Origin of the sequence: Herbaspirillum sp. alder98 (assembly GCF_020179755.1) — a bacterium.
Classification (GTDB): Bacteria; Pseudomonadota; Gammaproteobacteria; order Burkholderiales; family Burkholderiaceae_D; genus Herbaspirillum.
In genome coordinates, this window is sequence record NZ_JAIUCY010000004.1 from 259,136 (window position 1) to 277,442 (window position 18,307).

General features: G+C 61.6%; 19 protein-coding genes. 10 read left to right on the forward strand and 9 right to left on the reverse strand.

Annotated features, from left to right (window positions below; translation table 11 throughout):
• Positions 1–20 precede the first annotated feature (20 nt).
• On the forward strand, positions 21–179 hold the full coding sequence (locus LBW87_RS11640) for a hypothetical protein (RefSeq protein ID WP_225201629.1): 159 nt from the start codon (positions 21–23) through the stop codon (positions 177–179).
• An 826-nt stretch (positions 180–1,005) separates the two neighbouring features.
• Here the strand turns inward: LBW87_RS11640 and LBW87_RS11645 are convergent.
• The gene (locus LBW87_RS11645; protein WP_225201630.1) at positions 1,006–1,149 is read right to left on the reverse strand and encodes a hypothetical protein; all 144 of its coding nucleotides are present in this window, start codon (positions 1,147–1,149) and stop codon (positions 1,006–1,008) included.
• 49 nt (positions 1,150–1,198) lie between these two features.
• On the opposite strand from LBW87_RS11645, the gene LBW87_RS11650 reads away from it, so the two are divergent.
• Positions 1,199–1,360 (forward strand): hypothetical protein, encoded by a 162-nt coding sequence (locus tag LBW87_RS11650; RefSeq protein WP_225201631.1) that lies wholly within the window; start codon positions 1,199–1,201, stop codon positions 1,358–1,360.
• A 42-nt stretch (positions 1,361–1,402) separates the two neighbouring features.
• Here LBW87_RS11650 and LBW87_RS11655 read toward each other — a convergent pair whose 3' ends face one another.
• The gene (locus tag LBW87_RS11655) at positions 1,403–2,671 is read right to left on the reverse strand and encodes a DUF1501 domain-containing protein (RefSeq protein ID WP_225201632.1); all 1,269 of its coding nucleotides are present in this window, start codon (positions 2,669–2,671) and stop codon (positions 1,403–1,405) included.
• 34 nt (positions 2,672–2,705) lie between these two features.
• Complete coding sequence (locus LBW87_RS11660; protein ID WP_225201877.1) at positions 2,706–4,166, reverse strand: DUF1800 domain-containing protein; 1,461 nt, start codon at positions 4,164–4,166, stop codon at positions 2,706–2,708.
• A gap of 248 nt (positions 4,167–4,414) precedes the next feature.
• Here LBW87_RS11660 and LBW87_RS11665 point away from each other — a divergent pair, with 248 nt between their 5' ends.
• Both LBW87_RS11665 and map read left to right on the forward strand, forming a co-directional pair.
• A complete protein-coding gene (locus tag LBW87_RS11665; RefSeq protein WP_225201633.1) occupies positions 4,415–4,627 on the forward strand; it encodes a ParD-like family protein in 213 nt (70 codons plus the stop codon).
• Positions 4,624–5,391 (forward strand): type I methionyl aminopeptidase, encoded by a 768-nt coding sequence (gene map / locus LBW87_RS11670; protein ID WP_225201634.1) that lies wholly within the window; start codon positions 4,624–4,626, stop codon positions 5,389–5,391. Before LBW87_RS11665 ends, map begins: the two co-directional genes overlap by 4 nt.
• A gap of 12 nt (positions 5,392–5,403) precedes the next feature.
• On the opposite strand, the gene LBW87_RS11675 is transcribed toward map, so the two are convergent.
• The 3 genes from LBW87_RS11675 to LBW87_RS11685 all read right to left on the reverse strand — a co-directional run bounded on the left by LBW87_RS11675 (position 5,404) and on the right by LBW87_RS11685 (position 7,393).
• Positions 5,404–6,111: an anti-sigma factor domain-containing protein gene (locus tag LBW87_RS11675; protein WP_225201635.1), complete on the reverse strand. Its 708-nt coding sequence runs from the start codon at positions 6,109–6,111 to the stop codon at positions 5,404–5,406.
• Positions 6,108–6,668 carry a sigma-70 family RNA polymerase sigma factor gene (locus tag LBW87_RS11680; RefSeq protein WP_225201636.1) on the reverse strand — a complete coding sequence of 187 codons (561 nt, stop codon included), beginning with the start codon at positions 6,666–6,668 and terminating at the stop codon, positions 6,108–6,110. Before LBW87_RS11680 ends, LBW87_RS11675 begins: the two co-directional genes overlap by 4 nt.
• Positions 6,669–6,817: 149 nt before the next feature.
• Positions 6,818–7,393: a DUF3455 domain-containing protein gene (locus tag LBW87_RS11685; RefSeq protein ID WP_225201637.1), complete on the reverse strand. Its 576-nt coding sequence runs from the start codon at positions 7,391–7,393 to the stop codon at positions 6,818–6,820.
• A 222-nt stretch (positions 7,394–7,615) separates the two neighbouring features.
• On the opposite strand from LBW87_RS11685, the gene LBW87_RS11690 reads away from it, so the two are divergent.
• From LBW87_RS11690 to LBW87_RS11700, 3 genes are all read left to right on the forward strand, one after another.
• On the forward strand, positions 7,616–7,909 hold the full coding sequence (locus LBW87_RS11690) for a hypothetical protein (protein ID WP_225201638.1): 294 nt from the start codon (positions 7,616–7,618) through the stop codon (positions 7,907–7,909).
• Positions 7,910–8,065: 156 nt separating this feature from the next.
• Positions 8,066–8,836, forward strand: a complete 771-nt coding sequence (locus tag LBW87_RS11695) for a molybdate ABC transporter substrate-binding protein (RefSeq protein WP_225201639.1) — start codon at positions 8,066–8,068, stop codon at positions 8,834–8,836.
• A 365-nt stretch (positions 8,837–9,201) separates the two neighbouring features.
• Complete coding sequence (locus LBW87_RS11700) at positions 9,202–9,498, forward strand: hypothetical protein (RefSeq protein ID WP_225201640.1); 297 nt, start codon at positions 9,202–9,204, stop codon at positions 9,496–9,498.
• A 17-nt stretch (positions 9,499–9,515) separates the two neighbouring features.
• Here the strand turns inward: LBW87_RS11700 and LBW87_RS11705 are convergent, their stop codons facing one another.
• The gene (locus tag LBW87_RS11705; protein WP_225201641.1) at positions 9,516–9,848 is read right to left on the reverse strand and encodes a hypothetical protein; all 333 of its coding nucleotides are present in this window, start codon (positions 9,846–9,848) and stop codon (positions 9,516–9,518) included.
• Between the two features lie 218 nt (positions 9,849–10,066).
• Here LBW87_RS11705 and LBW87_RS11710 point away from each other — a divergent pair, with 218 nt between their 5' ends.
• The 3 genes from LBW87_RS11710 (at position 10,067) to LBW87_RS11720 (ending at position 14,333) form a co-directional block, all read left to right on the forward strand.
• Entirely contained in the window at positions 10,067–11,656 is a 1,590-nt protein-coding gene (locus LBW87_RS11710) for a diguanylate cyclase (protein WP_225201642.1), read from the forward strand.
• A gap of 93 nt (positions 11,657–11,749) precedes the next feature.
• Entirely contained in the window at positions 11,750–12,646 is an 897-nt protein-coding gene (gene rarD / locus LBW87_RS11715) for an EamA family transporter RarD (RefSeq protein WP_225201643.1), read from the forward strand.
• 130 nt (positions 12,647–12,776) lie between these two features.
• Positions 12,777–14,333, forward strand: coding sequence for a GGDEF domain-containing protein (locus tag LBW87_RS11720; protein WP_225201644.1), 1,557 nt, complete (start codon positions 12,777–12,779; stop codon positions 14,331–14,333).
• Positions 14,334–14,417: 84 nt separating this feature from the next.
• Here the strand turns inward: LBW87_RS11720 and LBW87_RS11725 are convergent, their stop codons facing one another.
• Both LBW87_RS11725 and pepN read right to left on the reverse strand, forming a co-directional pair.
• Positions 14,418–15,419, reverse strand: a complete 1,002-nt coding sequence (locus LBW87_RS11725; RefSeq protein WP_225201645.1) for a class 1 fructose-bisphosphatase — start codon at positions 15,417–15,419, stop codon at positions 14,418–14,420.
• Between the two features lie 82 nt (positions 15,420–15,501).
• Entirely contained in the window at positions 15,502–18,195 is a 2,694-nt protein-coding gene (gene pepN / locus LBW87_RS11730) for an aminopeptidase N (RefSeq protein ID WP_225201646.1), read from the reverse strand.
• Positions 18,196–18,307: the final 112 nt, after the last annotated feature.

The following is an 18,307-nucleotide window of genomic DNA, read 5'->3' on the forward strand; positions in this document are numbered from 1 at the left end:
ACACTTTCCGGGAGAACACCATGATCGGCACTTACTTGTTGACCACATTTGGCTGTACCTCGGTGGTCATTGTCACTTTCCTCGGCGTTGCCCATTGTGTCGCTGAATCGCGCTGGAACAAGCACCCACTGGCCAAGGTGTCGCAAAAGCGCGCGGCCAGTTTTTCATCGCAATTCTAAACAAGGCGCGTAAACGAAAGCACCCCCGACCGACGGGGGAGGAAGGTCAGGGGCCACAATCCGGGGGGAGCGGATTGTAGGTGAAGTCCCGGGCCCGAAACCGCCACCTTGGAGTCAATATAAGTTGAAATCCGATCAGGCGCGGTGCGTTACCGAACAGATAACGAAAAAAATTACGCCCGAGAGCCAGTTCCAGGCCAATGCATGCCGCTGCGATAAAACAAGGAAATGTTATTTTTTTGCAATGACCTGCGGCGCGGCACGATAGAAAACCAGATTTCACCGATCGCCGCGTCAGGTTGCAAGTTCGCAACAACGGGCTGGCTCGGTGCCAGGGTGCTCTGCAGTAGGGGGGCCTTGAAATGAAAAATCCCCCGGTCCTCGTTATGGGGGGAAGAGGACCGGGGACTTTTCCCAGCATTGCGCTGGTATGACGCTGGGTGCGTACAACTGGGGGGAACACCCAGCGAAATGACTATAGCAGAGCTCTGGCGGTTTGCAAGCGAGCGATGGCCATTGGCCCACGCTCTAATGAAATATATTTTGTGAGGAGCCGCTCTGGGCAGACCGGGCTACCGGTACAAACCGACAGGCTGACGCATATCCAGCCGCCATCCTGGAGGCGCAACAGATGGATCGCCATTGAAATCCTGCTGTCATCACAGGAAATTGCTTACTGGGAAGCCCACATCGTCCTTGGACGAATGGCCGCGTGAGTATTAGTCAAATATACTGAGCGCCGCCGAGGCCTGAACCGCAAAACAAAGAATGCCTATGTTCGCTACCGCACTTAGTCCTATGGCGACGATCGGTGTAACTCAACAAGTCACGCCTTGCTCTCGGACACATTGCGTCGTCCAAAAAGTAAATTTCCATCAAGGCCGAGACGGTCGGTGGCGACGTTACCCAATGTTTCAGATGAAATAAGGAAAGCGGCGGCTGAAACCTGCTGGTAACCGTCGCCGCGCATGATGTCTCCAACCCAGTTACAAACCCACCCGCATAGCAAGGAGAACATCATGCGCAACGTCGTCTTCGGTCTTGTCATCGCCATCAGTGCCGTGTCGTTCAACGCAGCGCAAGCCAAGGGCACCAGGGCCAACCTCGTGGTGCGCCCGGTGACGATGCAGCAGGCGTTCGATGGGATGATCCAGAGAATCCAATGGATGTTCAGCATCTGAGCGCAGCGCTCTTTCCACCGCTGGCGAGTGGCCAGCGATGATTCAGATGAAGATCGCGTCGCGTCCGCCGGCCCCTGACGCATACCTTGGAAAGATATCTGCCAATGCGCCATCGGACACCCGCATGTGTTTTTCGGCGAGGGCCGACAGCACGCGACGAAAATCGGTGGTGATCGCCAGGTCCCGCCCCTCATTGAGGGCACGCTGGTCCAGGCCCGGCCACTGCCCGTGGATCTTCCCGCCGCGCAGACCACCACCCAGCAGCCACATGGCATTGCCGTGGCCGTGATCGGTGCCGCCGTTGCCGTTCTCGCGGAAGGTACGTCCGAATTCCGACATGACGACGATCACGGTGTCGTCGAAGGCCGGACCCAGTTCTTGCGCCAGGGTCGCCAGGCCGTTGGCCAGCGGCGCCAGGCGAGCGGCCAGTTGGCCCGCGCCGTTGCCCTGGTTGATGTGGGTATCCCAGCCACCCACGGCCAGAAAACCCAGGCGTATGCGCGCGTCGCCGCGCATCAGCCGCCCCAGCCGCGCGGTATCCAGCGACAACCCGGTGGGCAGCGGCGCGCCGTTATTGGCCATCTGCTGCTCCTGGCTGTTGATCTCGGCCAGCAACTCGCGGCGCGCGGCCAGGCCATCGCGAAACGCCATGGCGAGCGCATCGTCGCCGCCATAGAGCGCAGCAAATGCCTGGCTCACGCGCGGCTGGTCGATCATGCCGGGCCGGGCCGCCGTTCGACCGCTGGGCATATTGGCCACGACTTGCCTGCCGCTCATGATGCGCGGCGTGGCCTCGCCCAGCGTCAATGCCTGCAACGGCGTCTGCTCGGAACGGGGCAGATAGCCGAGCAGGCGGTTCATCCAGCCGTCGCGGGTGCTGTGCTGGCCGGGGGTGCCGGTCTCCATGTAATCCTGCGCCTCGAAGTGTGAGCGTGAACCGTCGGGTGAACCGGATGCGTGCACGAACGCCAGCTTGCCGCCGCGCCAATAAGGCATCAAGGGGTGCAACGCCGGATGCAGCCCGAAGTAGCCATCGAGGTCAATCGCGCCGTTGACCTGCCCCGGGCGCGCCACCGCAATCGTGGGTCGCGCCCGATAATATTCCTGGTCGCCATGCGGCACCACCACGCTCAGGCCATCGACCGCGCCCCGCATGAACACCACCACCATGCGCGGCGCACGGTCGCCCTTTCCTGCCGCCTGCAGCGTTGCATCGGAGGCGACCACCGCGCAACCACTCAAGCCGATCGGCAGCAAGACCGCGCCGCTGCCGGCCAGGCCCACATGACGGATGAATTCTCGACGGTTCATGTTTGCTCCTGCGAGTCGATGGCAATCATCAGCTCTAACGTTTCATGAAGGATGGGCCACCCAGCATCAGCGCGGCTTGCAGATTGGGCGCGCTCGCTGCAATGATGGCGGCGGCATCGGGCGTGATGGTCGGCCCAAGCGTTTGCTGCAACTGACGGGGATCGAGCGGGGGCGACTCGGCAGCGGGCGGCGCGGGCGTATTGTCCGGTCGCGCAATGGTCGATCTTCCGCTGGCCAGGCCACCGGCAAAATTGATCCGGCGCAGCAGCGCATCGGCGTTGAGCCAGGCTGCTTGCGAATATTTGTAACCTTCCGGCGTCAACCAGCCATACAGCGGCATGCCGAACTGGCTCAAGGCACCGTCGACCGGCTTGTGATTGACCACCGGTGTGGCGCTGGCGCGCAGCGAGGAAATCACGAACTGGTACGGCGTCTTGAACTGCACCTGATAGTTGTCACGCGCCCAGAATTGCGGGCTGTCGAATAACACTTGCAGCACCGCCCTGATATCGCCGTGACTGGCAAGGAAGGTCTGCGACAACTTTTGCACCAATGCCGGATCTGGCTTGTCCGCGACAAAATACTGCGCCAGCCGGGTCGATATGAAGCGTGCGGTGGCCGGATGACTGGCCAGTATATCGAGCGCCGCTTCGCCTTCCTGCTCGCCGCCTGCGGGCAGGGGGTGACCAAGAAAGATCTTGGGGCCGTTGTCATGCCGCTGCGCATTGAAACTGGCGGGGGCGGCGCCCTCTTTCATGGCCTGGAGGTCGATGGTCCAGCCGCTCAGGATGCGCGCCAGCGTCATCACGTCGGCTTGCTGATAGCCGCCATCCACGCCCAGGGTATGCAACTCCATCAGTTCGCGCGCATAGTTTTCATTGAGCCCCTTGAAGCGGCCCTTGGCGCCCGGCGTATTGACGCCACTGCTGAGCCAGTTATCGAGGTAGACCAGCATGGCCGGATGATGCGCGACCGCGCCCAGCAACTGCCTGAAATTTCCCAGGGCGTGCGGGCGGATGGCGTTCTGCTCATAGTCGCCCACCCAATAACGCACCCAGTCACGGCCTTCGAATACATTGAAATGATTGAGCCAGAATTCGGTCATCACCTCTTGCAGCTGGCGCGGGCTTTCGGTGGCCAGCCAAAGCCTTTCCTGGTGGAACTGCGGCGTCAGTTCGCGCGCCGCGCGCTGGCGCGCTGCCTGCTGATCCTCACGGGAGGCGCTCTTGTCGAAGGAAGGCGGACCGTATTCGTTGAACAACTGCGTGGCGCTCATGCGATAGGCCGGCAGCGCCGCCAGCCGCGCCTGCAACTGGGCAGGCATGGCGATGCGCTCTGGATTGAGCTGTTGATCGATATAACGCCTGACGCCCATGCGTTCGACCTGCTGCAAATCGCCTGGCCTTGGGCCATAGGCCAGGCGGTTCAGCACATGCAGGGATTTCTCTTGCTCGGTGAGCGCCTGCGCCCGGGCTGGCAAGGCGTTGAGTGCCATGACCAGCGACAACAACGCTAACGCAGGCAAAGAACTGGTCCTGCCCGTGATCAAGGTGATGGGGTCGCGCTGTGGATGACTCATGTTGAATATGCCCGGCGATAACAGGTTGGCGGTTTTCCGATTATTGGCTATTCGGTGCGACTTAGTATCGTCATGGCCTGCCGCGGCTGCTGTAATAAAGTGTAAAAGCAACACGACTAACTTTTAATGTATGATTCGTATACGTTTCATATATGGAGTTACCCATGGGCATCGTCAACATCGACGACGAGCTGCACGATCAATTGCGCAAGGCCAGCGCCGTGTCGTGCCGCTCAATCAACGCGCAGGCGGCTTTCTGGATCAAGGTCGGGATGCTGAGCGAGATGAATCCGACACAGAGTTTCAACGACATCATGGCCACAGAACTGCGCGCCGCAGGGTTGGTGACACCGGCCATCAGGGTTGGCTCAAGATGACCAAGCGACCGGAAGAAATCAGCCTGATGGCGGAAGCGGGGAAATTGCTGGCCAGCGTATTCGCGTACCTCGACAAATTGAACCTGATCGGCATGTCGACCATGCAGGTCAATGACCTGGTTGACGGTTTCATCGTCAACGAACTCAAGGCGCGTCCGGCCAGCAAAGGCCAGTACGGCTATGCCTACGCACTCAATGCGTCGCGCAATAACGTGGTTTGCCATGGTGTGCCAGCCACTGGCGATGTATTGCAAAGCGGCGACATCGTCAATTTCGATATCACGCTGGAAAAGCACGGCTATATCGCCGACTCCAGCAAGACCTATCTGGTGGGCGAGGTGTCGGCACAGGCCAGGCGTCTGGTCCAGGTGACTTACGAAGCGATGTGGAAAGGCATCAAGGCGGTGCGTCCGGGAGCCAGGCTTGGCGATATCGGCTATGCCATCGAACAGCATGCGCGCAAGAATGGCTACAGCGTGGTCAGGGAATATTGCGGCCATGGCATCGGCCGTGAAATGCACGAGCCGCCCGAGGTGCTGCATTGGGGCCGGGCAAGAACCGGCATGCTGCTGAAGCCAGGCATGGTATTTACCATCGAGCCGATGATCAACCAGGGCAAGCACGATGTCGAGACCGAGGACGATGGCTGGACGGTGGTCACCTGCGATGGAAAACTGTCGGCACAATTCGAGCACACCATCGCCGTCACCAGCAACGGCGCCCAGGTGCTGACGCTGCGACACGAAGAAAAGGTGCCTGCCTGAATCACACAGCCGTCAGGAGGTCACCTTCACCGCACGTCCGATGTACAGGATCGGGCCGCTCGGTTTGCCGGTCAGCGACCCGGTGCTGGGCTCGAGCGTAATCTCGAAAAGCTGGTTGGGCTGCAGCGGCGGCAGTTTGTCGAGGCCGATGCTCTGGGTGCGGCCCGGCTTGACGATGCCCAGCGATACCGGACCGTTCCAGTCCTGTCCCTTGGTCCAGAACTGCAACGCCTTCTGCTCGGGCACGCTGGCCGATGTCAGCGGTATCAGGCTCAGTTGACCGCGATTGCTGGCCTGGACGACCCAGGCCGGCACCGTATCCTGCGGCGCCACCAGCACCACCATGAAGTTAGCGCTGCGACGGGCCTGGCCGCCTTGCAGCATCACGGCGACCAGCAACGCCGAACAGACCAGGCCGCCGGCGGATGTCCAGCGCCAGAAATTCAGGTTGTTCCACCATGATTGCCAGCCCCCTGCCCGCTTCACCGGTGGCGGCATCGGCAGGCTGCGTTCGATCCGCGGCCACAATCCCGCTGGAACCTCTTGCGGCTCGGCCAGCCTGGTCAATGGATGCAGGCGTTGCTCCCAGGCGTCGACCTGGGCGCGCAGATCCGGCTCGACCAGCATGCGCTGTTCGACTTCCCGGCGGCGCTGCTGGCTGAGCGTGCCCAGCACATATTCGCCGGCCAGGGATTGCAGTTCGGCTTGCGACTCGTTCATGTCATGCACTCCCGCAAGGCCGCCAGGCCGCGCTTGATCCATGCCTTGACGGACCCCAGCGGCGCCTGCAACCGTGCTGCAATTTCACTATGCGTACAGCCGTCGACATAAGCGTAGACAATGCTTGCGCGCTTGACGTCGCTGAGATGCGCCAGGCAGTCATCGAGCTTGCCCAGCGATGCATTCAACTCCATGGCATGGCTGCCGGCGTGCTCGTCGCCCCCCTGCTCGTCGGCGATGTCGTCCAGCTGGTCGCCCACTGCGCTCTCGTGCTGCGACGCGCGCACGTTGTTGAGTGCGCAATGCCTGACCACCGAATAGATCCAGCCCTTGGCCGCACCCCGCTGCGGATCGAAACTGGCAGCACGGGTCCAGATGCTGACGAATGCGTCATGCAGCACGTCTTCGGCCTGCGCCCGGTGTCGCACGATACGCAGCGCAACACCCAGCAGATAGCGACCGTCGTTCTGGTACAGGCGTCGCAGTGCTTGCCGGTCGCCGCCGGCACATGCGTAGAGCGCTGCTTCGTAATCGAAAGGTGGAGTGTCGTCAGGCACGCTGTTGGAAGTTGAGTGACGTGTGCATCGATCAAGGGGAAATCTGAAAAACCGTCCCGATTATATCCAAGTCACGCGTCCATTCTGCTATTGCGCAACGCCGCTCGCCCGCGGGTGCAGATTGGTGCGGGCGAACGGCGCTGTCAGTCTCAGGAAGCTTTCCAGAAAATATAATCGGCTTGATAACGCACGGTCTGCTTGGCGCCCAGCTTGCCGGCATCGCACGCAGCCGAGGGAGCGACGCCACCTGCCGTGGCCACGCGCTGGATATAGGTGGTGCCGGTCAGCGCGCCGCTGCCGCTGGCGGGATTGGCCTTCACCAGTTGATAAGGAATATTACCGGCGCCGGCCGGGGCTACCGCCACCTGCGTCGCGGTCAGCTTGGAGCCATCCAGGCTTTCCCAGGTGGCCGGTGGACCGTAGTACTTGCCCACCTTCTTGCCGCTGCGGTCATTGAGGGCGGCATCCGGACCGACGAAGGTCCATTCGAACTGACCTGCCGCGTCTTTCTTGGCGCGGCATTCATAGAGGATTTCACCCACGCCAACGGTCTGCCAGGCAACCCGGTTGCCGCTCGGGACTTTCACGCTATCGGGCAGGCTGTCCTGCGAATACATCCGCTCCATGGATCCGCAAGCCGATAATGCGGCCACGGCCAGCACCGAAGAAATGACGGTGGCCAGGGAAATGCTACGTTCTGGGCGCGACGCGACGGAATGGTTCATGTTGGCTCCTTGATAAGTGTTGTGGGTATCAGCGATCTGCGCTGATACAGGTACTACCCACCAGGAGGCAGATTGGATGCAGCGATTTCATTTATTTTTTTTAGCGCCTGCCAATACCCCGACCGGCGCCGGACTCTCAGGAATTTCCCGATATCTAAATGACAACTTTATTTATAGAATGAGGTCAAGAAAATCTCCCGATCCATTCCGGACAGAAACATCATGCCTAAATTTCGCGTGACCTATCAGGTCGAGGGGCAAGCGGCCCCCCAGCAAATCGAATTCGATGCCGAGCAGGGAAAGGTTCACTGCGATATCGTCCTGAGCTCCCTGAGCCGGCATATCGATCCGCAGCAGCCCTGGCCGTTCGTCGTCGCCTCTGAACCGATGGGCATTGATGCCGATCTGGCAGAGCGCGCGGTTCGCCTGGCGCGCACCATGGGTGGAATGAAATATCTGAAGATGGCGTATGTCAGCTATCTGATGGAAGGACGAGACTTCGAGGTCGTCTGCTGACACCCGCAATCTAAAGAATCGCGACTTGTCGCGACTTGCATTCGCCCCCCGGGCGCGTGCCAGCATGCATGCCCATGACGGGCGCGCCGGCATGTCGTAGAATCTCGCTCGCATCCCCCCTCTCGTTCATCCACCTTGCCGATATCCGGAGTCCTCATGCGCGTGCGTGCATTGCTGTCCGCTTTCCCTATCGTGGTCATGACGACGCTGCCGCTGGCTGCCTTGGCAGATGAGCTGAAAGTGCTGGCCGCTGGCGCCATCGCGCCGGTCGTGCGCACGGTCGCGGCTGACTTCGAACGGCGCAGCGGCATCCATGTCGATGTCCAGAATGCCACCGGCGGCGTGACCGAACGACGCATCCGCAGCGGCGAGCGGTTCGACCTGACGGTGGTGCCGACCAACCTGCTTCACACCCTGGCAGCAGATCGCTACATCGATGCCCGTAGCGCGCGTGAACTGGCGCAGGTCGGTATCGGCGTGGCGGTCAAGGCTGGCACACCGCATCCGGCCATCGCCACCGTTGCGCAGTTCAAGGCCGCGCTGCTGGCCGCGCCTTCGGTGGCAGTCATTGATCCAAAGGCAGGCGGCTCCAGCGGCATCTACCTTGAAAAACTGTTCGAGAAGCTGGGCATCGCCGCACAAATGCACGCGAAGGAAGTATTGGTTCCAGGTGGCCTGGTCGCCGAAAAGCTGCTCGACGGCAGCGCCGCTCTGGCCCTGCACCAGCAAAGTGAAATTCTGGCGGTCAAGGGCGCGCAGCTGGTGGGACCGCTGCCGGCAACAATCCAGAGTTATACCGTCTACGCCGCAGCCATCTCGTCGCAATCGAACTCGACCACAGCGGCGCGCGCTTTCATGACGATGTTTTCGGCCGAACAGGCCAAGGCAGCCATGCGAGAACACGGATTGACGCCTAAAGACGATTGATGCCCAACGGTGTTTTTATCGCACCGTAATATCTTGTAACGGATTGACGGATTTCGTCAGGAATGACGCGATTGCTCTGCGTAGGCCAAGCGGCCATTCTGATCAGCGGGATAGCTTCGGCGACGACGCCTTGACTGGCGTGGCTTCGCTGCCGATGAGTTAGTCCATAGGCAGGCCCCGGTGCGGGCGCGAATATCGACTCGCCCAGGCGAACATGGCGTGGCGTCGGCACTGAAGCTGTCAGACCCGCGCGAATCGTCCGACACGAAGTCGCCAGCCTCTCCGACTGTTGCGCCGCGCTGAATTTCTTATGATGACTCCACGTTTCCGCACATCAGCGGAACGACCAACCAAGGAGAACTGCCATGTCCAAGAAAATCATCAGCGTAGCTTTGTTGGCCGCCGCCGCATTCAGCACCGGTGCTTATGCCCAGTCCTATCAGGGTGGCAATGATTCGTCTTCTCCCCAGCAATACCAGGATTCGTCGTCGACCGCGCAGTACTACGATTATCAGGGCAACCAGTCGAGTTCGCCTTCGAACTACCAGGAACAGAACGGTCAATATATCGACCATACCGGCCGCGACACCGGTTCTAACAAGGCCAATCCGTATGCCCGTGAGATGAAGGACGGCCCGATGGGTACTTCCCCTGGCGCATAAGAGCATCAGGGCGAAAATTAACTCTTCGCGTCAACCTGCATCAATCCGGGAGCCTGGTCCGCAAGACCGGGCTCTTTTGTTGTCTGCAGGCAGGCCGCCTGCTGCACGTCAATGCAGAAGCGGTTGGGTGACGGCACCATCGCCATGCCCGAATCGACCACCCGCATCTCGATCACGGCGCCATCGCGCAGCGAACTGTCGTGGTCGAGATCCAGGTCGAAGCGCTTGATATCGACGTGATATTTGTGTGCAGTGATCTTGTACAAGGCGGCGGCAATCGCCGTCTCCAGTTGCTGCACCGTCACCTCCTTCAATGCACGTTTGCCGTGATGGCCATCGGCATGTCCCATTTGATTCCTTTGCAATATCGTTTTCCGTCGCCTAGCTTAGTCGGTAAGGCCTGCTGCTGCGCATCAGGAATTACCTGACCCGCCGCATACTTGCCGCCCGGCACTGCGGCTAAGGCATTGCCTGATGTGAAAATATGCCCCGCTCCTCTACCCTTGTTCGCAGAATCTATATACGGGCATGGGGGCCGCATGAACAACACTAAGCGATGGAGCCGGCTGTGGCCTTGAATCGACGGCATTCATCGGTCTGCCTGGCGACCTTGTTCGTGGTACTGGCCTGTGCCGCCCTGATCGGCGTCGACGGCTGGCGCACCTGGCAGGCGCGCGAGCGATTGTTATCCCAGGCCGCGGTGGACACCGGCAACATGGCGCAGGCGCTGGCCCGCCATGCCGATGATGTCTACAAGGAAGCCGATCTGGTGCTGCAGGTGTTGCAGGAACACATTGCAGAAGATGGGCTGGACCCAAAATCGCTGCAGCGCATTCACCGCCAGCTGGTGAAACAGGTCAACGAACTGCCGCAGCTCAATGGCATCTTCGTGTACGACCAATATGGTCGCTGGATCGTCAATTCACAGCAGACGCTGGAGACGACGCACAACAATGCCGATCGCAGTTATTTCATCCATCATCGCGATCACGCCGACGACCTGCCCTATCTCGGGCCGCCGGTACAAAGTAAATCGACCGGCCTGTGGATATTCACCGTCAGCCGCCGCATCACGCGCGCCGATGGTTCGTTTGGCGGCGTGGTGCTGGCGACCATCTCATTCGATTACTTCAAGAAGTATTACGAGAACTTCGATGTTGGCCGTCGTGGTGTGATCATGTTCATGCTCGACACCGGGATGCTGCTCATTCGCAGTACCCGCGACGAAGTCACCACCGGCCAGGACATGCGCAATACGCCGATCTTCCGCGACCATGCCGCCAAGCGGGACCGTGGCAGCGCCGAACTGACCGCGCGTACGGATGGCGAGCTGCGCATCAACAGCTTCGTGCGCCTGCCCCGTTACCCGATGTTCATGACGGTTGCCGTCTCGAGCGATGAATTACTGACCAGCTGGCGCCACGATGCCTATGTGCGCACCATCGGGATACTGTTCCTGGTGGGTGTTCTGGCCACCATGGGGCGAAGGCTGGTGCGACAGATCAAGCATCAGGCGCGTTCCGAGGTGGAGGCCGTGAAAGCCCGCGCCAGAACCGATCAGCTCAATGCGACCCTGGTGCAGCTGGCCATGCACGATGGCCTCACGGGACTGGCCAATCGGCGCCACTTCGACCGCACCCTCAGTACCGAATTGACGCGTCTGGCCAATGAAGGGGGGCCGCTGGCGCTGATTCTGATCGATGTCGATTACTTCAAGTTGTACAACGATGTCTATGGCCATACCAAGGGCGACGATTGCCTCAAGCAGATCGCCGCCGTCATCGGCCGCAGCAAACGGCGCGGACGTGACCTGGCGGCGCGCTACGGCGGCGAGGAATTCGCGATCGTGCTGCCGGACTGCGACGTGCGGGGTGCCACCACCATGGCCCACACCCTGCGCCAGAGCATTGCCGACCTGCGCCTGCCGCATTCGGGCGGACGACGCGGCCATGTGAGCGTGAGCATTGGCGTGGCCGCACTCGACCCGGTGCAGGCCCAGGACAGCCCGCTGGCGCTGATCGAAAGCGCTGACCAGGCGTTGTACCAGGCCAAGGAAGGCGGGCGCGACCGTATCGTCACTTCGCCCCAGAGCCTGAAAGTGATTGCACGCGACGAACTGAAGCGTCCCCACTCTTCGCGCAGCGGCCAGGGTTCCTGAAGCAAAGTGCAGCGTGTGGCGACTGTGGCGTACAATCGCCGACTTTCGCCATGCCGCACGATGCGGCAGCCGCGCTTCTTCACTTCGCCTTCGATGAATCATCCAGACATCGCACGTGGCATCGGCCTATCGGTGCTGGCCTCGGCCCTGTTCGCCTTCCTGTCAGGCTATACCCGTTTGCTGGCGCCGCTGGACGGCACCACCATCTTCGCCTGGCGCATCCTGTGGACCCTGGTCGCAGTGTTGCTGCTGCTGATGTGGCGCGGTCGCGCCCGCGAGCTGCCGTCTGCCTTTATCACCATGCTGGACACCCCGCAAAAGCTGTTGTGCCTGCTGGTGATGGCAGTGCTGCTGGGATTGCAGCAATGGCTTTTCCTGTGGGCCTCGGTCAATGCCCGGGCACTGGAGGTATCGCTCGGCTACTTCCTGCTGCCGCTGTCGATGGTGCTGGTGGGGCGCTTCTATTATCACGAGCGCCTGGCGCCGCTGGAGAAGCTGGCGGTGACCTGCGCCCTGCTGGGCGTGGCGCACGAGCTGTGGATGACGCGCGCATTTTCGTGGACCACCCTGGTGGTGGCGCTGGGCTATCCACCGTATTTCATCCTGCGCCGCCGCATTCGCATCGATTCGCTGATGCTGTTTGCGGTCGAGTTGCTGTTGCTGTCGCCGGTGGCGCTGCTCATGCTCTGGCAGGCAGACGCCTTTGCGCAAGCGGCCAGCCAGCCAATGCTGGCCACCGTGCTGCTGCCGCTGCTGGGCCTGGCCAGCATGGTCGCGCTGGCCTCCTTCCTGGCAGCCGGGCAACTGTTGCCGATGGGCTTGTTCGGCATCCTCGGCTATGTCGAACCGGTGCTGCTGGTGCTGGTGGCCATGGCGGTGCTGGGCGAAACGCTTTCGCCGGGACAGCTGGGGACCTATGTGCCGATCTGGGTGGCAGTGGGCCTGACCATGTTGCATAGCAGAAGGCTGATGCGTCGCGCAGCCGGGTGAAACCGAATTGCAGTGCTTTTGACCCTTAGTTCAGTCGTTGCAACATTGTCGGCCTGTCTATACTGAGTCGCACGATCGCTGCCAGCAAGGCTGGCGGCTGCTTACCATTTCGGGGGGAAAGGTGAAGCGCATGGATTCAGCAGGACGGTCCGACTCGGACCGCAAGCATCACGCCATCTCGCAACGCGCTCGCCTGTTCGTCGTTCTGGTGTGCCTGGCCATTGGCGGGACCCATATCTGGCAGAGCTGGAGCGCGCGCCTGAGCGACGTAAAAAATGCCCAGACCTATGCCGGCAACATGGCGCGAGCACTGGCGCAGCACGCCAATGACGCAGTGCAGGCCTCCGACGGCATCTTGCTGGACGTCACCGATCGCATCGCCATGCTCGGCATGGGCAGCCCGCTGGTGAGCGAGATGGGGCCGGTGCTGCGGCGCCTTACCAAAGAGATACCACAACTGGACGGCCTGTTCATCTACGACGAGCTGGGCAACTGGGTGGTCAATTCAGCCGGCAAGAATCCGGAGCATGCCAACAATGTCGACCGCCCCTACTTCATTCATCATCGCGATCACGATGATCAAAAGCCACTGGTCGGTGCAGTGCTGCGCAGCCGCACCACCGATCAATGGGTCATCCCGGTATCGCGCCGCATCAACCACCGCGACGGCAGCTTTGCCGGTGTGGCGCTGGCGACCATCGATATCAACTATTTCATCGACCTGTATCGCACCTTCGACATCGGGCACAACGGCTCGATCGCCTTGCTGCTGCGTGACGGTACGCTACTGACACGCTACCCTTTCGAACAGCGCTTCATCAACCGCAATCTTGCCGATGGCGTGATCTTTACCGATTTGCTGCCTAACAGCCAGAGCGGCGCCTTCGAGCTCAGGTCGCCGCTCGACGGCGTACATCGGTATGTCAGCTACCAGGCTGTCGACAAGTACCCGCTGCTGGCCGTGGTGGCATTGGCGAGCGAAGATGCACTGGCCGACTGGCGGCAGGAAACCCTGGTCTATACGGCGGGCGTGTTGCTGCTGCTGATGATGATCGCCAGCTTCGGCTGGCGCCTGGTGCGCCAGATCGAACTGCGCGTCGTGGCCGAACACAAGGCGGTGCACGCCATGAACGAACTGCGCGAACTCAACGCCCGCCTGGAACTGCTGGCTCACCAGGACGGCTTGACCGGACTAGCCAATCGCCGCCACTTCGATGAAACGCTGGACAAGGAATACCGGCGTGCCGCGCGCAGCGATGGCGCGTTGTCGCTGGTGCTGATCGATGTCGATTTCTTCAAGCTGTACAACGATACCTATGGTCACCAGGCAGGCGACGAATGCCTGCGCTGCATCGGACGGGTGCTCAGGCAGATGCAGCGGCGCCCCGCCGACCTGGCAGTGCGCTACGGTGGTGAAGAGATGCTGGTCCTGCTCCCCGAGACGGACCTGCAGGGTGCTGCGCTGGTGGCAGAAAAGATCCGCGCCGGCATCGAGGCGCTGGCGCTGCCGCACAGCGGCAATCCGGCCGGCGTGGTGACCGTCAGCGCCGGCGTCAACAGTATCCGCCCGAACCTGCAGGATCGTCCGCCGATGAGCGACCTGGTCGGCCGTGCCGATGCGGCGCTGTACGAAGCCAAGCATGGCGGGCGCAACCAGGTACGTGTAGCGCCGGATAGCCCGGACTGACGAAAAAAAGGCGCCGTAGCGCCTTTCTTGCGAATCCGACCAGGCGCGGCATGACGCAGCGCCTGGCTTGTTGCCGGCGTGTTTTTACTCTTTGTGATACGAGGTCACGCGCTCGACTTCATTCTTCGAGCCCAGGAACACCGCCACCCGCTGGTGCAGTTTTTCAGGTTGGATGTCGAGGATGCGTTGCTGGCCATCGGTGGCGGCGCCACCAGCCTGCTCGACGATGAAGGCCATCGGGTTGGCTTCGTACATCAGGCGCAGCTTGCCCGGCTTGCCCGGCTCGCGCGCGTCGGCCGGATACATGAAGATGCCGCCGCGATTGAGGATGCGATGCACGTCGGCCACCATCGAGGCGATCCAGCGCATGTTGAAATCCTTGCCCAGCGGCCCTGTGGCGCCGGCCAGCATTTCATCCACATAGCGCTTCACGGGCGGGAACCAGTGGCGCTGGTTGGACGCATTGATGGCGAACTCCTTGGTATCGGCCGGAATCTGGATATCTTTCTGGGTGAGCACCCAGGCGCCCATCTCGCGGTCCAGCGTGAAGCAGTGCACGCCGTCGCCGGTCGTCAGCACCAGCACGGTTTGCGGGCCATAGACGGCGTAACCGGCAGCGACCTGCTGGGTGCCTGGCTGCATGAAGTCCTTCTCGCTGGGTTCGCTCATGCCCTCGGGCGCCTTCAGTACCGAAAAGATGGTGCCGATCGAGACGTTGACGTCGATGTTCGACGAGCCATCCAGCGGATCGAACATCAACAGGTACTCGCCCAGCGGGTAGCGGTTGGGAATGCGATGGATGGTTTCCATTTCTTCCGACGCCATGGCCGCCAGGTGGCCGCCCCACTCATTGGCTTCGAGCAGGATTTCGTTGGAGATCACGTCCAGCTTCTTCTGGACTTCGCCCTGCACGTTCTCACTGCCGGCAGTGCCCAGCACCTCGCCCAGGGCGCCCTTGCCGACGGCGTGGGAAATGCTCTTGCAGGCGCGACCGACGACTTCGATCAGCAGGCGCAGCTCGGACGGAATCTTGTTGTGCAGGCGCTGTTGCTCGATCAGGTGTTGTGTGAGGCTGATGCGTTTCATGGTGTGGTCTTCCCTGTTTAAAAATGAATTCGGGTGGTCGCAGTGCGCCGCCGTTATCGGCTATCGGCGGCGCAGCGGTGTATCAATCGGCGGCCAGCGCCTTGGTGATGACTTCGGCCACATCGCGCGAGAGCTTCGGCGAGTCAGCCACCTGTTGCAGCGCCAGGCGCATCTTTTCCTGCAGCGCCGGCGTGTACTTGCGCCAGCGATCGAGGCTGCGCGCCAGGCGCGCGGCGACCTGGGCGTTGGTACCGTTGAGGGCGATCACCTGCTCGGCCCAGAACGCGTAGCCGTTGCCGTCGCCGGCGTGGAACGCCGATGGATTGCCGTTGCAGAAACTGAAGATCAGGCTGCGCGCCCGATTGGGATTCTTCAACGAGAATGCCGGATGCTCGACCAGCGTGCGCACGGTATTGACGTCGGCGTGGCGTGCCGTGGCCTGCAGCGTGAACCATTTGTCGATGACCAATGCCTCGTCTTCGAATTCGGCATAGAAACGCTGCAAGGCATCGCTCTTGCCCGTGGCCGCGCTATTGGTCAATGCGGCCAGGGCGGCCAGGCGATCGGTCATGTTGTTGGCACTGAGGTCCTGTTGCTCGGCCAGCGCCAGCACTTCGGGATCGTCCAGCTCGACTAGGTACGACAGGGCCACATTCTTGAGGCCGCGGCGGCCGGCAGCTGCGGCGTCGGGGCTGTAGGCGCCTTCATGGTGATTGGCGCGATAGGCCGCCAGCAATTCGTCGCGCAGTTCAGCCGCCAGCGAGCGCCGCAGGAACTGGCGCGCCACGTGGATAGCGTGCGGATCGATCACTTCCATCTGCTCGGCGATCATGGTCTCCGAAGGCAGGCTCAGGACCAGCTCGCGAAACGCCGGGTCGAGCGAATCGTCGGCCAGGGTTGCGCGCAGCGCTGCAGCCAGCGCGCCATCGTGTTCCAGATTGCCCAGCACGGTATCGACCGACACCACATGACCCGACTGGCGCGCCGCCTGCACTGCCACCGTGAGGGTGAGCAGGCGCCGGGTGGCCAGCCGTTGTCCGGCTTCCCAGCGGTTGAAGGCGTCACTGTCGTTGGCCATCAGGAAGGCCAGCTCGGCATCGCTGTAGTCGTATTTCAGCACCACCGGCGCCGAGAACCCGCGCAACAGCGAAGGCACCGGCTTTTCGGCGACATCGACGAAGCGGAAGGTCTGGCGGGCGGCCGTCAACTCCAGCACGCGGGTGGTGGCGCCGGCCTTCTTCTCGCCCTTGAGACGCAACGGCATGTCGCGCCCGCTGGCGTCGAGCAGGCCGATGGCGACCGGAATGTGAAACGGCTGCTTCTTGCGCTGGCCGGGAGTCGACGGGCAGCTCTGCTCCAGCGTCAGCTCAAGCGTCCTGGCGGCGGCATCGTACTGCACGCTGACATCGACCTCGGGCGTGCCGGACTGGCTGTACCAGCGTTCGAACTGGCCCAGGTCGCGACCACTGGAGTCGGCCATGGCGGCACGAAAATCGTCGCAGGTGACGGCCTGGCCGTCATGCCGCTCGAAGTACAGGTCCATGCCCTTGCGAAAGCCATCGCGCCCCAGCAAGGTCTGGTACATGCGCACCACCTCGGCACCCTTTTCGTAGATCGTGACGGTATAGAAGTTGTTGATCTCGACAAACGAGTCGGGACGCACCGGGTGCGCCATCGGCCCCGCGTCTTCAGGGAACTGCGCCTGGCGCAGCACCCGCACGTCGTCGATGCGCTTGACGGCGCGACCGCTGTCGGTGCCGATCATGTCGGCCGAGAATTCCTGGTCGCGGAAGACGGTCAGGCCTTCCTTGAGCGACAACTGGAACCAGTCGCGGCAGGTCACGCGGTTGCCGGTCCAGTTGTGGAAGTATTCGTGGCCGACCACTGCCTCGATATTGGCGAAGTCGGTGTCGGTGGCGATGCGCGGGTTGGCCAGCACATACTTGGTGTTGAAGATGTTGAGGCCCTTGTTTTCCATGGCCCCCATGTTGAAGTCGCCCACCGCGACGATCATGAAACGGTCCAGATCGAGTTCGAGGCCGAAACGGTCGACGTCCCAGGCGATGCTGTTCTTGAGCGAATCCATGGCGTGCTGGGTCTTGTCCAGGTTGCCGTCTTCGACCCACACCTGCAGAAGCACCTCGCGACCGGACCGCAGCGTGTATTTTTCTTCCTGGCAGACCAGGTCGCCGGCCACCAGCGCAAACAGGTAGGACGGCTTCTTGAACGGGTCTTCCCACTTGGCGTAGTGACGGCCATCGGGTAGGTCGCCCTGTTCGATCAGGTTGCCGTTGGACAGCAGCACCGGATAGCGGTCGCGGTCGGCGCGCAGCATCACGGTGTAGCGGGCCATCACGTCAGGACGGTCGGGGAAGAAGGTGATCTTGCGAAAGCCCTCTGCCTCGCACTGCGTGAAAAAATTGCCGTTCGACACATACAGGCCCATCAGCGAGGTATTGCGGTCGGGCTGGGTGACGGTCTCGATCTGCAGTTCGACCTTGGCCGGCGCGCCGGCGATGGTGAGCACGCCGCCGACCAGGCGATAATCGCCCTTCTTGAGGGTCTTGCCGTTCAGGCGCAGGGCCACCAGTTCGAGTTCTTCGCCGTACAGCACGATATCGCGACCGGCCGCGGCCGGATTGCGGCGCATGACGATGCGGGTAGCCACACGGGTCAGGGCCGGATCGAGGTCGAAGCCCATGTCGACGGTGTCGACCAGGTAATTGGGAGCGGCGTAATCTTTACGGTAGATCGTCTGGGGCGTATCGGTGCGCATGGATGCCTGTGGAAAAGATGATGTGAAGAAAAAATGCAAAGGCAAACCCGGAATTTCGCTTTAAAAACCAAACTGCCGGGCGAAAACCTGATTTTACCAATCGTCGGGGCTG

Coding starts and splice junctions, on each gene's coding strand:
- LBW87_RS11640 (WP_225201629.1), top strand. CDS start 21: ATGATCGGCACTTACTTGTTGACCACATTTGGCTGTACCTCGGTGGTC.
- LBW87_RS11645 (WP_225201630.1), bottom strand. CDS start 1,149: ATGCGCGGCGACGGTTACCAGCAGGTTTCAGCCGCCGCTTTCCTTATT.
- LBW87_RS11650 (WP_225201631.1), top strand. CDS start 1,199: ATGCGCAACGTCGTCTTCGGTCTTGTCATCGCCATCAGTGCCGTGTCG.
- LBW87_RS11655 (WP_225201632.1), bottom strand. CDS start 2,671: ATGAACCGTCGAGAATTCATCCGTCATGTGGGCCTGGCCGGCAGCGGC.
- LBW87_RS11660 (WP_225201877.1), bottom strand. CDS start 4,166: ATGGCACTCAACGCCTTGCCAGCCCGGGCGCAGGCGCTCACCGAGCAA.
- LBW87_RS11665 (WP_225201633.1), top strand. CDS start 4,415: ATGGGCATCGTCAACATCGACGACGAGCTGCACGATCAATTGCGCAAG.
- map (WP_225201634.1), top strand. CDS start 4,624: ATGACCAAGCGACCGGAAGAAATCAGCCTGATGGCGGAAGCGGGGAAA.
- LBW87_RS11675 (WP_225201635.1), bottom strand. CDS start 6,111: ATGAACGAGTCGCAAGCCGAACTGCAATCCCTGGCCGGCGAATATGTG.
- LBW87_RS11685 (WP_225201637.1), bottom strand. CDS start 7,393: ATGAACCATTCCGTCGCGTCGCGCCCAGAACGTAGCATTTCCCTGGCC.
- LBW87_RS11690 (WP_225201638.1), top strand. CDS start 7,616: ATGCCTAAATTTCGCGTGACCTATCAGGTCGAGGGGCAAGCGGCCCCC.
- LBW87_RS11695 (WP_225201639.1), top strand. CDS start 8,066: ATGCGCGTGCGTGCATTGCTGTCCGCTTTCCCTATCGTGGTCATGACG.
- LBW87_RS11700 (WP_225201640.1), top strand. CDS start 9,202: ATGTCCAAGAAAATCATCAGCGTAGCTTTGTTGGCCGCCGCCGCATTC.
- LBW87_RS11705 (WP_225201641.1), bottom strand. CDS start 9,848: ATGGGACATGCCGATGGCCATCACGGCAAACGTGCATTGAAGGAGGTG.
- rarD (WP_225201643.1), top strand. CDS start 11,750: ATGAATCATCCAGACATCGCACGTGGCATCGGCCTATCGGTGCTGGCC.
- LBW87_RS11720 (WP_225201644.1), top strand. CDS start 12,777: ATGGATTCAGCAGGACGGTCCGACTCGGACCGCAAGCATCACGCCATC.
- LBW87_RS11725 (WP_225201645.1), bottom strand. CDS start 15,419: ATGAAACGCATCAGCCTCACACAACACCTGATCGAGCAACAGCGCCTG.
- pepN (WP_225201646.1), bottom strand. CDS start 18,195: ATGCGCACCGATACGCCCCAGACGATCTACCGTAAAGATTACGCCGCT.